This is a genomic window from Pseudomonas sp. S49 (assembly GCF_009866785.1).
Taxonomy (GTDB): Bacteria; Pseudomonadota; Gammaproteobacteria; order Pseudomonadales; family Pseudomonadaceae; genus Aquipseudomonas.
Window position 1 is genome coordinate 4,114,502 of record NZ_CP019432.1, and the last position, 13,028, is coordinate 4,127,529.

A 13,028-nucleotide genomic window follows, 5' to 3' on the forward strand; every position below is an offset into this window, starting at 1 on the left:
CCCACAAGGTTATGCATTGGGTCAGTGGGGTTGGGTGTCGCCTGCTGCGGTGTCAATGCTGACCACCACCGACATCCCCGGCCGCAACCGTTCCTCTTCCTGCTGATCCGCATCAATGGTGATTCGCACCGGCACCCGCTGAGCAATTTTCACAAAGTTGCCAGTAGCGTTATCCGCCTGTAACAAGGCAAATTCCGACCCCGTCCCCGGGGAAATATGCTGCACATGCCCGGTGAATTTGCGGTGGTTCAAGGCATCGACAGTGAAGCGCACCGGTTGCCCGACCCGCACATTATCCATCTGGGTTTCCTTCATGTTGGCGATCACCCATTTCTGGTTCGGCACCAACGCCATCAACTGCGCCCCGGAGTTGACGTAGGCGCCGAGGCGCACGCCGATCTGCCCAAGCTGACCGTCACGCGGCGCGACGATGCGGGTGTTCGACAGATCGATCCGCGCCAGTTGCACAGCCGCTTCGGCGCTGGCCACCGCTGCTTCCAGCGAGCCGCGATTGACGATCACCGTTTGCAGATCCTGCCGGGCGATTTCCAGATTGGCCTTGGCCTGCGCCACCCCCGCAACACTTTGCGCATTCGCCGCCAGCGCTACATCCATCTCACGCTTGGACACCGAACCGTCGCGCACCAATTCCTGATTACGGCGCAGATCCGCCTCGCTCTTGCGCAACTGCGCTTCGCTGTCAGCCTGTACGGCCTGACGCAATTTGATCGTCGCCTCGGCGCTGTTGCGTTGCTGCACCACATTGGCCAATGCAGCTTTCTGCACCGCCAGTTGCGCCAACGATTGATCGAGGCGTTGCTGATAGATGCGGTCGTCGAGGCGCACGAGCAAATCACCGGCCTTCACATACTGGAAATCCTGCACTGGCACTTCATAGACATAACCGGCGAGTTGCGGGCCGATGATCGTCACCTGGCCACGAATCAGCGCGTTCTCCGTGGTTTCCACCGCACTGCTGAACGGCGGCAATTGCCAGGCATACAGCACGATCAGCACACCAACGATGGCAATCGCGGCAAACCCCAGCGAGGAAATAATCCGCACCCGCAGCGAACGTGGCTCGGTGTTTGGCGATGACGGCGGCGCCTCACCCTCGGGCGTGGCAGCGATGGCATTGGTGGTTGTGGTGGTCGGTTCGGTCATGAAGAAGTGGCACCGCTAGAAGGTGTGGATGGCGCCGTGGCGACGGCTTTGGTGGTGCTCATCAGCCACAGCGCACGAATGGACAGCCAGATCATGGTCAACACCGCAATCACGGCGATCAGCATGAACACATCGTTATAGGCCAGCACGTTGGCCTCCCGCGTGGCGGCATTGGCCAGGCTGCGAATCCCCGCAAGGTTGCGCAGACTCGGGTCGGCCAACAGCGAACCGTACGCCGAGCCGCCGCTCTGCACGCGTGCCGCCACCAAAGGGTCAGACAGCGTCAGGTGCTCAACGATTTGACTGGAATGAAATTTTTCCCGGACGATCTGAAAAGTGCCCAGAAGTGCCGCGCCCAGCAGGCCGCCCAGGTTATTGCAGATCCCGAACAGCACCGAAAAGCTCACCAGATTGCGCGGATTGGTCAGCACGTTACGGGTGCCGAAAACCATGGTCGGGCCGAGGAAAAACGTGCTGCCGAAGGCCAGCAGAAACTGACTGAAATAGAGGTTTTCCGGCCGGGTCAGGTTGTTGGAAAAGCTGTCCATCACCGACCCGGTGGCCATCAGACCCAGCGAGATGATCAACGGCATCAGCAGGTGCTTGGGGTCGATCGTCAGTGCGCTGGTCAACAACCCCGCGACGCTGCCGATCAGCATTACCACGTACAGGCTGTGCAACTGCTCATAGCCCATGTTCAGGTTCTGCATAAAACCCACGGCACCGGTGGACTGTTCCGAGGTGACCATGCGAATCAGGGTCACCGCCAGCGCCAGGCGGATCATCGTCCCGCTGCCAAGCCAACGGGTCATCAGCAGCGGGTTGCTGCGGTTATGTTCGATGGCCAGACCGGCGAGGATCAAGGCAATCGAGGCGGCCAGCGCATAGCCGATCCAGTTGGCCTCCAGCCACCAGTCAATCCGCCCCAGCGACAACACCGCACACAGCAGCGCCACGCCGGTGGCGAGAATGGCGAAGGTGAGAAAGTCGAGTTTTTCGAAGGTTTTGAAGCGGTCGCCCGGCGGCAACTTGAGCATCAATACGCAGCCTAGCGAGAGCAGTGCCATGCCCAGTTCGAACAGGTACAAGCCGCGCCATTCGGCGATCTGCAACAAGTCTTCGGAAAATAATCGCGCCAGTGGCAGCGCCAGTTGTGAAGTGCCGAGGCCAAGCACCAGCGCCTTCAGCCGCCACTTCGCCGGGAACGCCTGGACCATGTAATACAGGCCCAGCGAACTCAGCGCCGCGCCGACCATGCCGTGGGCCGCGCGCACCGCCACCGCCGAATTGAGGTCATTGACGAACAAATGGCCGAAGGTCACCAGCGCATACAACACCAGGAACACTTCGGTGAACGCGCGCAAACCGAACTGCTGGCGAAACTTCACCAGCAGCAGGTTCATCGACACGTTGGTCATCACGTACGCCGCCGGTAACCAGGCCATTTCCGCCGTGGTCGCGCCGAGTGCTCCTTGCAGATAAGGCAGGTTGGCCACCACCAGCGAGTTGCCCAAGCCACCGGTCACCGCCACCAGCAAACCGACCAGCGCATAGGCCAGACGCTTGGGGTTGGAGTGCAACGGCGTCGAGGGGGAACCGGGCAGACTGGGCTTTTCGTGGGGCTGCCAGTTGCGCGGGGCGTATTGATCCATTGCAAGGCCTTGTACGGAGAGTGGGTGAAGTTTGCCGCAAATTCATTGCTAAAACACTTTTCCCCTGTGGGAGCGAGCCTGCTCGCGAAAGCGGTGTGTCAGTCGACAACGTTGTCGGATGAAAGTCCGCATTCGCGAGCAGGCTCGCTCCCACAAGGGATCTGGGTGATGGCAGGAAGTCATCGCATAACTTGCTGTTGACATTCCCGTAAAACCTAGGAAATATCCGCACCCATGTTGTACGACGACGTATAACAAATAATAAAAACAACAAACGAAACAGGGAGCGTCACAGTGAGCACACTCGTCTGCAATTCCGTCCGCCCTTCCCGTCTTTCCGTCACCCGCCCGCGTACCGCTTTAAGTCTGATCGGCTGCAGCAGCCTCGCCCTTGCCATGCCGATGAGCGCCGATGCCGAAGGCTTTCTCGAAGACAGCAAAGCCACGCTGAACCTGCGCAACGCCTACTTCAATCGCAACTTCGTCAACCCCGCCTACCCGCAGGGCAAGGCTGAAGAGTGGACGCAGAACTTCATCCTCGACGCCAAATCCGGTTTCACTCAGGGCACCGTCGGTTTCGGCCTCGATCTGCTGGGGATGTATTCGCAGAAGCTCGATGGCGGCAAAGGCACGGGCGGCACGCAACTGTTGCCGATCCACGATGACGGACGCCCGGCGGACAATTTCGGACGGCTCGGCGTAGCGCTGAAAGCCAAGGTCTCGAAGACTGAACTCAAGGTGGGTGAATGGATGCCGGTGCTGCCGATCCTGCGCTCCGACGACGGCCGCTCCCTGCCGCAAACTTTTCGTGGCGGCCAGATCACTTCCACCGAGATCAATGGCCTGACCGTCTACGGCGGCCAGTTCCGCGGCAACAGCCCGCGCAACGACGCGAGCATGGAAGACATGTCGATGAACGGCCGTGGCGCGTTCACTTCCGACCGCTTCAACTTCGGCGGCGGCGAATACACCTTCAACGACAAACGCACCCTGGTCGGTGTGTGGTACGCCGAACTCAGCGACATCTACCAGCAACAGTATTTCAACCTCAGCCACAGCCAGCCGTTGGGCGACTGGACGCTGGGTGCCAACCTCGGTTTCTTCACCGGCAAGGAAGACGGCAGCGCCCAGGCTGGCGACCTCGACAACAAGACTGCGTTCGCTCTGCTTTCGGCCAGATACGGCGGCAACACGTTCTATGTCGGCCTGCAAAAACTCAGCGGCGACGACGCGTGGATGCGGGTCAACGGCACCAGCGGCGGCACCCTCGCCAACGACAGTTACAACGCCAGTTATGACAATGCCAAGGAACGCTCCTGGCAGCTGCGCCACGACTACAACTTCGTCGCCCTCGGCATTCCCGGCCTGACCCTGATGAACCGCTACATCAGCGGCGACAACGTGCACACCGCCACCACCAATGACGGCAAGGAATGGGGTCGCGAGTCGGAACTGGCCTACACCGTGCAGAGCGGCCCGTTGAAAAACCTCAACGTGAAATGGCGCAACGCGACGATACGCCGGGACTTCAGCACCAACGAGTTTGACGAGAACCGGATCTTTATCAGTTATCCGATTTCGTTGTTGTAAAGCCAGTCGCCACACCGAGTTTCCCTGTGGGAGCGAGCCTGCTCGCGAAGGCGGCGTGTCAGTCAACATCACTTCGAAATGACATACCGCTTTCGCGAGCAGGCTCGCTCCCACAAGGGGATTGCATTGCAACCAAGGAATTGTGGTGATCGAAAAGTGAATCAGCCCCTTCCGTCATTTACACCAAAAGTCGCGTTGACAAGTTCCGGAAACCCTACCGATACTTCAGCGCAGTCATACGACAACCTACAACAAACCTAATAACAACGTGTAAGGGATTGCCATGACGTCTACCTCTACTCCCCGCGCTCCGTTCAACCGTCTGCTGCTGACCGGCGCCGCCGGTGGCCTGGGCAAAGTCCTGCGCGAACGGATGCGCCCTTATGCCAATGTCCTGCGCCTGTCGGACATCGCCGCCCTCGCCCCGGCTGTCGATGATCGCGAAGAAATCGTGGTCTGCGACCTCGCCGACAAACACGCCGTGCATCAACTGGTCGAAGGCGTCGACGCAATCCTGCATTTCGGTGGCGTCTCCGTCGAGCGGCCGTTCGAAGAAATCCTCGGCGCCAACATCTGCGGTGTGTTTCACATCTACGAAGCCGCGCGCCGGCATGGCGTGAAGCGGGTGATCTTCGCCAGTTCCAACCACGTCATCGGCTTCTACAAACAGGACGAGCCGCTCGACGCCAGTTCCGCGCGCCGCCCCGATGGCTATTACGGATTGTCCAAGTCCTACGGCGAAGACATGGCCAGTTTCTACTTCGATCGCTATGGCATCGAGACCGTCAGCATCCGCATCGGCTCCTCGTTCCCCGAGCCGCAAAACCGTCGAATGATGCACACCTGGCTGAGCTTCGATGACCTCACGCAACTGCTCGAACGCGCGCTGTACACGCCGAACGTCGGCCACACCGTGGTCTACGGCATGTCCGACAACAAAGACGTCTGGTGGGACAACCGCTTCGCCAGTCATCTCGGCTTCGAGGCCAAGGACAGCTCCGAAGTGTTCCGCGAAAAAGTCGAAGCGCAGCCGATGCCGGCCGCCGATGATCCGGCGCGAATCTATCAGGGCGGCGCGTTTGTCGCCGCCGGACCGTTCGGCGACTGATCACTCTGATAACGACACAAGGGATTGAGTATGCAAGCCGAACTGATCGTCGATGCCCGCAACGCCGTGGGCGAGAGCCCGGTCTGGGTACCACAGGAAAACGCGCTGTACTGGGTCGATATTCCCAACGGCGGCCTGCAACGCTGGAGCGCCGACACCGGCCATGTGCATGCCTGGAAAACCCCGGAAATGCTCGCCTGCATCGCCCGCCACAGCCGTGGCGGCTGGGTCGCCGGCATGGAGAGCGGTTTCTTTCATCTGCATCCGCACAGCGACGGCAGCCTCGACAGCGAGCGACTTGTCAGCGTCGAGCACGGCCGCAAAGACATGCGTCTGAACGATGGCCGTTGCGACCGTCAAGGCCGGTTCTGGGCCGGCAGCATGGTGCTGAACATGGGCCTGAGTGCGACCGAAGGCCGGCTCTACCGCTACGGCGCCGGGCAGTCTGGCGTGATCGAAGCGCAACTCGACGGCTTCATCGTGCCCAACGGCCTCGGTTTCAGCCCCGACGGCAAGACGATGTACCTGTCCGACTCGCACCCCGACGTGCAACTGATCTGGGCGTTCGATTACGACACCGATACCGGCACACCGTCGAACCGCCGCGTCTTCGTCGACATGAACCACTTCCCCGGCCGGCCCGATGGTGCTGCTGTGGACGCCGAAGGTTTCTACTGGATCTGCGCCAACGATGCCGGCCTCATCCACCGTTTCGCGCCGGACGGCCGACTCGACTTCTCGCTGGCCGTGCCGGTAAAAAAACCGACCATGTGCGCCTTCGGCGGCAGCCGGATGGACACCCTCTTCGTGACCTCGATTCGCCCCGGCGACGACCACGACCCGCAATCCCTCGCCGGCGGCGTGTTCGCCCTCAACCCCGGCGTCAAAGGCCTGGAAGAACCGCTGCTCGACGATTCCCTGTAACACCCGCCTCTGCTGCACCGCTGCGCCTTGAACACAAAAATAACAAGACTGGAGACTCACCCCCATGAACTTCAAACGCACCTTGCTGGCCGCTGCACTCCCGCTGATGTTTACCTTCACTGGCGCCGCTCAGGCACTGCAACTCAAATTCGCTGACATTCACCCCGCCGGTTACCCAACCGTGGTGGCCGAAGAAAACATGGGCAAGACCCTGACCAAGGAGACCAACGGCGAACTGACCTTCCAATACTTCCCCGGCGGTGTGCTGGGCTCCGAAAAGGAAGTCATCGAGCAGATGCAAGTCGGCGCCGTACAGTTGTCTCGCGTCAGCCTGGGTATCGTCGGCCCCGTGGTCCCGGACGTGAACGTGTTCAACATGCCGTTCATCTTCCGCGATCATCAACACATGCGTAACGTCATCGACGGCGCAGTGGGCGACGAGATCCTCGACAAAATCACCAACTCTGAGTTCGGCCTGGTGGCCCTGGCCTGGATGGACGGCGGCACGCGCAACGTCTACACCAAGAAACCGGTGCGCAAGCTCGAAGACCTCAAGGGTATGAAAATCCGCGTGCAAGGCAACCCGATGTTCATCGACATGATGAACGCCATGGGCGGCAACGGCATCGCCATGGACACCGGTGAAATTTTCAGTGCCCTGCAGACCGGCGTGATCGACGGCGCGGAAAACAATCCGCCAACCCTGCTCGAACACAACCACTTCCAGAATGCGAAGTACTACAGCCTCACGGGTCACCTGATCCTGCCAGAGCCGATCGTGATGTCGAAAATCACCTGGGAAAAACTGACCCCGGATCAACAGGCGCTGGTCAAGACAGCCGCCAAGGCTGCCCAGGCCGAAGAGCGCGTGCTGTGGGACAAGAAGTCCGCTGCCAGTGAAGAAAAACTCAAGGCCGCCGGCGTCGAGTTCATCGAGGTCGACAAAAAACCCTTCTACGACGCCACCGCACCGGTACGGGAAAAGTACGGCGCGAAGTATGCCGACCTGATCAAGAAAATCGAAGCCGTTCAGTAACGCCTCCCGCTCCGTCCTCATGAACAAGGCCCGGTGCGCCCGATGACTGCGGCGCGCCCGGTTACGGTGGAACCCGATGAAGAATCTACTGCTGCGTATCAACGACAAGATCTACATGACGTGCATCTGGGTCGCCGGCCTTTCCGTCCTGGCGATTTCCCTGATGATTCCCTGGGGCGTGTTCGCCCGCTACGTCCTGGGCACCGGTTCGAGCTGGCCCGAGCCCACGGCGATCCTGCTGATGATGGTGTTTACCTTCATCGGCGCTGCCGCCAGTTACCGCGCCGGCGCGCACATGGCCGTGGCCATGCTCACCGATCGCATGCCAGCGCACGTGAGATCCGCGGCGGCGATTTTTTCCCAGCTGCTGATGGCGGCGATCTGCATCTTCATGACGATCTGGGGCGCCAAGCTGTGCATGTCCACCTGGAACCAGTTCATGGCAGCCCTGCCCGATCTGCGCGTTGGCGTGACCTACTTGCCCATTCCCGTGGGCGGCTTGCTGACGCTGATTTTCGTGCTGGAAAAACTCTTGCTCGGTGACCAGAGCAAACGGCGCGTCGTGCAGTTCGACCTGGTTGAAGAAAGTGAAGGTGCCGCTTAATGGACGCTCTGATACTGCTGGGCAGTTTTATCGCTTTGATCCTGATCGGCATGCCGGTCGCCTACGCGCTGGGCGCGGCCGCGCTGATCGGTGCATGGTGGATCGACATTCCGTTCCAGGCGGTGATGATTCAGGTTGCTTCGGGGGTGAACAAATTCTCGCTGCTGGCCATTCCGTTCTTCGTGCTGGCCGGTGCGATCATGGCCGAGGGCGGCATGTCGCGTCGATTGGTGGCGTGTGCCGGGGTGCTGGTGGGGTTTGTCCGCGGTGGCCTGTCACTGGTCAACATTGTCGCCTCGACCTTTTTCGGCGCGATCTCCGGTTCGTCGGTGGCCGACACCGCGTCGGTGGGTTCGGTGCTGATTCCGGAAATGGAACGCAAGGGCTATCCACGGGACTTCTCCACCGCCGTGACTGTCAGCGGTTCGGTGCAAGCCCTGCTGACCCCGCCCAGCCATAACTCGGTGCTCTACTCCCTGGCCGCCGGTGGCACGGTTTCGATTGCCTCGCTGTTCATGGCGGGCATCGTGCCGGGCTTGCTGATGAGTGCCTGCCTGATGGTGCTGTGTCTGATTTTCGCGAGAAAACGCGATTATCCCAAGGGTGAAGTGATCCCGATGCGCCAGGCGTTGAAAATCGTCGGCGAAGCCCTCTGGGGCCTGATGGCGATGGTGATCATCCTCGGCGGCATCCTGTCCGGCATTTTCACCGCTACCGAGTCGGCGGCCATCGCCGTGCTGTGGTCGTTCTTCGTGACCATGTTCATCTACCGCGACTACAAGTGGAGCGAACTGCCGAAACTGATGCACCGTACGGTGCGGACGATTTCGATCGTGATGATCCTGATCGGTTTCGCGGCGAGCTTCGGCTACATCATGACCCTGATGCAGATTCCGGCGAAGATCACCACGGCATTTCTGACCCTGTCGGACAACCGCTACGTGATCCTGATGTGCATCAACGTCATGCTGCTGTTGCTCGGCACGGTGATGGACATGGCGCCGCTGATCCTGATCCTGACGCCGATCCTGATGCCGGTGATTCTCGGCATCGGCGTGGATCCAGTGCAGTTTGGCATGATCATGCTGGTGAACCTTGGGATCGGATTGATAACGCCGCCGGTGGGTGCGGTGCTGTTTGTCGGTTCGGCGGTAGGCAAGGTCAGTATCGAGAGCACTGTGAAAGCGCTGCTGCCGTTCTATGCCGTGCTGTTCCTGGTGTTGATGTTGGTGACTTACGTGCCGGCACTTTCGCTGTGGTTGCCGCACTTGGTGTTGTAAGCCGATAGAAAGATCGCAGCCCTTGATGGGCTGCGATTTCTTCAGAACCTCACGCCCGCAACAACATATACCCCGCCACCACCAGACAGACACTGGCAAACCCCACCTGCAACGCCCGCGCCGGCACCCGCGCGCAGAGCTTGCGACCGATGATCATGCCGACAATGCTGGCGACAATAAACGCCGCGCCCTGCCCGTCAATCCGCACGCCGGCGTGAAACGAGCCGATCACCCCGATTGCCGAAATCAGACTGATCACCATCAACGACGTGGCGACAATCCCGCGCATCTGCACATCGGTCAGTTGCTTGAATGCCGGCACGATCAAAAAGCCGCCGCCGACGCCGAGCAAACCGGACACCACGCCAGTAATTGCGCCCAGCGCCGCCAATGTAGCGGTGCATTTGGCGGTCCAGTCGAAGCGCCCGGTGTCTTCATTGAGCATGCAGTTCTTCTGGCCCCAGCTAGCGTGACCGTGATCGCTCGGCCCCTCCTGCTGGCGCTCGCGGCGCAGCATGCGCCAGGCCACCATGACCATCAGCAGACTGAACAGGACCATCAGGATTTTCTCCGACAACTGGTGCGCGAAGTAAATGCCCAACGGCGAAAACACCGCCCCCAAAGCGGCAATCAACAACGCCGCGCGATAGCGCACCAGGCCATGACGCAAACCGTCGATAGCCCCGACCGCCGCCGCACTGCCGACCGCAAACAACGCCACCGGCGCTGCCTGCGTCATCGTCCAGCCCAACCCGAGCACCAGCGCCGGCACCGCAAGAATGCCGCCGCCGGCCCCGGTCAAGCCGAGAACCAACCCCATCACCACACCAAACAGACTTGCCAGTAACATAGGGTTTTCTCAGCCGACCTTGGAAAGACGTGTCAGCCACTCGCGGCCCTTGAGCATGCCGTTCCAGTAGAACCACGGCAGCAGCGACGCCTTGAGAAACCACGCCGAACGCCGCGCCACCGTCGGGTCCATTGGAAAAGTCGGCAGCAACTTACCGGCATAACCGAACTCGGCGAGAATCACCTTGCCCTTCTCCACCGTCAGCGGGCAGGAACCATAACCGTCGTACTTCAGCGGCAGCGGTTGTTGCTTGCGCAGGGCCAGCAAGTTTTCCGCGACCACCACGACTTGCTTGCGCACCGCTGCGGCGGTTTTCGCGTTACTGGTGCCGCAGATATCACCGAGTGCGAACACCTCGGGAAAGCGCGGATGCTGCAGGCTGTGCGGGTTGACCTCGCACCAGCCGGCAGCGTCGGCCAACGGGCTCTGGGCAATGAAATCCGGCGCAACCTGCGGCGGCACGACGTGGAGCAGATCGAAGGTTTTCGCCACACGGGTGACGTTGCCTTCAGCGTCCTTGATCTCGAACCACGCGGTTTTCGCCGGGCCGTCAACCTTGACCAGATTCGAATTGAACGCCAACTGTGCGTTGTACTTTTCGATGTACTTCATCAACGGCGGCACAAACGTCGCCACGCCAAACAGTGCAGCGCCGGCCAGATTGAATTCGACCTTGATGTTGTTCAGCACGGCGGTTTTAAGCCAGTGATCGCAGGACAGATACAACGCCTTTTGCGGTGCGCCGGCGCATTTGATCGGCATCGCCGGTTGAGTGAACAGCGCTTTGCCGCCGCGCAGTTTCTGCACCTGATCCCAGGTGTATTGCGCATGCTGGTAGCTGTAGTTGGAAGTGACACCGTGCTGGCCGAGGCTTTCCTGCAGGCCTTCGATCTTCTCCCAGGCCAGACGCAGGCCGGGGCAGACAATCAGGTTTTGATAGCTGACCGTGCGTTGATCGTTGAGGGTGAGTTGGCGCTTGTCCGGGTCGATTGCGGTGACTGCCGCTTGCAGCCAGTTCGCTTGCTTGGGCATGACCTTGTTCATCGGCCGTGCGGTGTCTTTGACGTCGTAGGCACCACCGCCGACCAGCGTCCACGCCGGTTGGTAGTAATGCTGGGCGCTGGGTTCGATCACGGTAACTTTCAGCGCAGGATCACGCTTGAGCAGGCTGGCGACGAAACCGATACCGGCCGTACCGCCGCCGATGACCACGATGTCTGCACTGATGGATGGGCCCCAGTGTTGATCGTTCATTGCTTGTTCCTTTTGCTGCACGCAAGGATTGTTCGAGCCAGCACACAAATCCCAATGTGGGAGCGAGCCTGCTCGCGAAGGCGGCGTGTCAGTCGATGCAACTATTGCCTGACCTAACGCTTTCGCGAGCAGGCTCGCTCCCACATTGAACCAGTGGCATGGCTGGCATTTATTGATGACCCAGACTTTTCAGCACGGCTCCGCAATACAATCCGGAGAGCGTTTTCATCACCTGAATGACTTCCGGACTGGCAAGGCAGTAAAAAATGTACTTGCCTTCACGACGGGTCGCGACCAGCCCTTCATCACGCAGGATGCCCAGTTGCTGGGACAGCGTCGGTTGGCGCACACCGGTCATTTTTTCCAGTTCGCCGACGTTGCGCTCACCCTGAGTCAGTTGACACAGGATCAACAGGCGATCCTCATTGGCCATGGCCTTGAGCAACGCGCAGGCCTTGGAGGCCGAGGCACGGAGTTGGGCAACTTCACATTCGGTCAGACTGGATTGCATTTGCACGATGCCTTCAAGGTCACTTAAGCTGCGAACATTATGTTTTTAGATAAAGTGTTGCAACCCATTTCCCTTGTTCAGGTTGGTGTCCATGCCCGCGCAGATTGAAGCTTTCCTCGACCCCGCCTCTTCGACCTACAGCTATGTGGTCTATGAAGCCGATGGCGGGCAGTGCGCGGTCGTCGATCCGGTGCTCGATTACGACGGCGCCGCCGGACGCACCTGCACCGCCCAAGCCGACAAGATCATTGCCTTCGTTCGCGCGCACAACCTGCAGGTGCAGTGGCTGCTGGAAACCCACGCCCACGCCGATCACCTGTCCGCCGCGCCTTACCTGCGCCGGGAACTGGGTGGCAAAATCGCCATCGGTGAATCGATCAGCAAAGTGCAGAACGTGTTCAAGACGCTGTTCAATCTGGAGCCGGAGTTTTGCGTCGACGGCTCGCAGTTCGATCACCTGTTCGCGCCGAACGAGTCGTTCCGCATCGGCAACCTCAAGGCCACCGCTCTGCACGTCCCCGGCCACACCCCGGCGGACATGGCTTATTTGATCGATGGCGAGCAGATTCTGGTCGGTGACACGCTGTTCATGCCCGATGTCGGCACGGCGCGCTGCGACTTTCCCGGCGGCAATGCCCATCAGCTGTTTGCCTCGATCCACAAACTGCTAGCCTTCCCCGCCAGCGTGAAACTCTACGTTTGCCACGACTATCCACCGGAGAGTCGCGCCTCGCAGTGCCAGACCACGGTCGGCGAACAACGCAAAAGCAATATTCATGTGCATGACGGGATTGATGAGGCAGCGTTTGTCGAAATGCGCACCAAGCGAGATGCCGGGCTGGGTATGCCGACGCTGTTGCTGCCGGCGATTCAGGTGAATGTCCGGGCCGGACATCTGCCACCAGCGGAGGACAACGGTGTGGTTTACCTGAAGATTCCGCTCAATTCCCTATAGGAAAAAACCGCTCGACCGGCCACTGGATTATTTTTCCTACGAACGCTGTCGAGGGTGATGAACTGGTGAAAATCCTGTAAGCGAGCAGACTCCATTGGGC

12 protein-coding genes are annotated in these 13,028 nt (G+C 60.1%); 7 read left to right on the forward strand and 5 right to left on the reverse strand.

Annotation, left to right across the window (positions count from 1 at the left end):
* Positions 1-21 precede the first annotated feature (21 nt).
* The gene (locus PspS49_RS18035; protein ID WP_160040851.1) at positions 22-1,164 is read right to left on the reverse strand and encodes an HlyD family secretion protein; all 1,143 of its coding nucleotides are present in this window, start codon (positions 1,162-1,164) and stop codon (positions 22-24) included.
* Positions 1,161-2,816 carry an MFS transporter gene (locus tag PspS49_RS18040; RefSeq protein WP_160040853.1) on the reverse strand — a complete coding sequence of 552 codons (1,656 nt, stop codon included), beginning with the start codon at positions 2,814-2,816 and terminating at the stop codon, positions 1,161-1,163. The genes PspS49_RS18035 and PspS49_RS18040 overlap by 4 nt, the downstream gene beginning before the upstream one ends.
* 294 nt (positions 2,817-3,110) lie before the next feature.
* On the opposite strand from PspS49_RS18040, the gene PspS49_RS18045 reads away from it, so the two are divergent.
* The 6 genes from PspS49_RS18045 to PspS49_RS18070 all read left to right on the forward strand — a co-directional run bounded on the left by PspS49_RS18045 (position 3,111) and on the right by PspS49_RS18070 (position 9,358).
* The gene (locus PspS49_RS18045) at positions 3,111-4,406 is read left to right on the forward strand and encodes an OprD family porin (protein WP_160040855.1); all 1,296 of its coding nucleotides are present in this window, start codon (positions 3,111-3,113) and stop codon (positions 4,404-4,406) included.
* Between the two features lie 283 nt (positions 4,407-4,689).
* Positions 4,690-5,514: an NAD(P)-dependent oxidoreductase gene (locus PspS49_RS18050; protein WP_160040857.1), complete on the forward strand. Its 825-nt coding sequence runs from the start codon at positions 4,690-4,692 to the stop codon at positions 5,512-5,514.
* A gap of 30 nt (positions 5,515-5,544) precedes the next feature.
* Positions 5,545-6,438 carry an SMP-30/gluconolactonase/LRE family protein gene (locus PspS49_RS18055; protein ID WP_150750821.1) on the forward strand — a complete coding sequence of 298 codons (894 nt, stop codon included), beginning with the start codon at positions 5,545-5,547 and terminating at the stop codon, positions 6,436-6,438.
* A gap of 64 nt (positions 6,439-6,502) precedes the next feature.
* Positions 6,503-7,474, forward strand: a complete 972-nt coding sequence (locus tag PspS49_RS18060) for a TRAP transporter substrate-binding protein (protein ID WP_095118327.1) — start codon at positions 6,503-6,505, stop codon at positions 7,472-7,474.
* Positions 7,475-7,550: 76 nt separating this feature from the next.
* Entirely contained in the window at positions 7,551-8,078 is a 528-nt protein-coding gene (locus tag PspS49_RS18065; RefSeq protein ID WP_150650396.1) for a TRAP transporter small permease, read from the forward strand.
* Complete coding sequence (locus PspS49_RS18070; RefSeq protein WP_127928758.1) at positions 8,078-9,358, forward strand: TRAP transporter large permease; 1,281 nt, start codon at positions 8,078-8,080, stop codon at positions 9,356-9,358. Before PspS49_RS18065 ends, PspS49_RS18070 begins: the two co-directional genes overlap by 1 nt.
* Positions 9,359-9,407: 49 nt before the next feature.
* On the opposite strand, the gene PspS49_RS18075 is transcribed toward PspS49_RS18070, so the two are convergent.
* The 3 genes from PspS49_RS18075 to PspS49_RS18085 form a co-directional block, all read right to left on the reverse strand.
* Positions 9,408-10,208, reverse strand: coding sequence for a sulfite exporter TauE/SafE family protein (locus PspS49_RS18075; RefSeq protein ID WP_160040859.1), 801 nt, complete (start codon positions 10,206-10,208; stop codon positions 9,408-9,410).
* 9 nt (positions 10,209-10,217) lie between these two features.
* Positions 10,218-11,462, reverse strand: coding sequence for an FAD/NAD(P)-binding oxidoreductase (locus tag PspS49_RS18080; protein ID WP_160040861.1), 1,245 nt, complete (start codon positions 11,460-11,462; stop codon positions 10,218-10,220).
* A 169-nt stretch (positions 11,463-11,631) separates the two neighbouring features.
* Entirely contained in the window at positions 11,632-11,973 is a 342-nt protein-coding gene (locus PspS49_RS18085) for a metalloregulator ArsR/SmtB family transcription factor (RefSeq protein ID WP_150750817.1), read from the reverse strand.
* A gap of 91 nt (positions 11,974-12,064) precedes the next feature.
* Between PspS49_RS18085 and PspS49_RS18090 the strand changes: the two genes are divergently transcribed.
* A complete protein-coding gene (locus PspS49_RS18090; RefSeq protein WP_160040863.1) occupies positions 12,065-12,928 on the forward strand; it encodes an MBL fold metallo-hydrolase in 864 nt (287 codons plus the stop codon).
* Positions 12,929-13,028 lie beyond the last annotated feature (100 nt).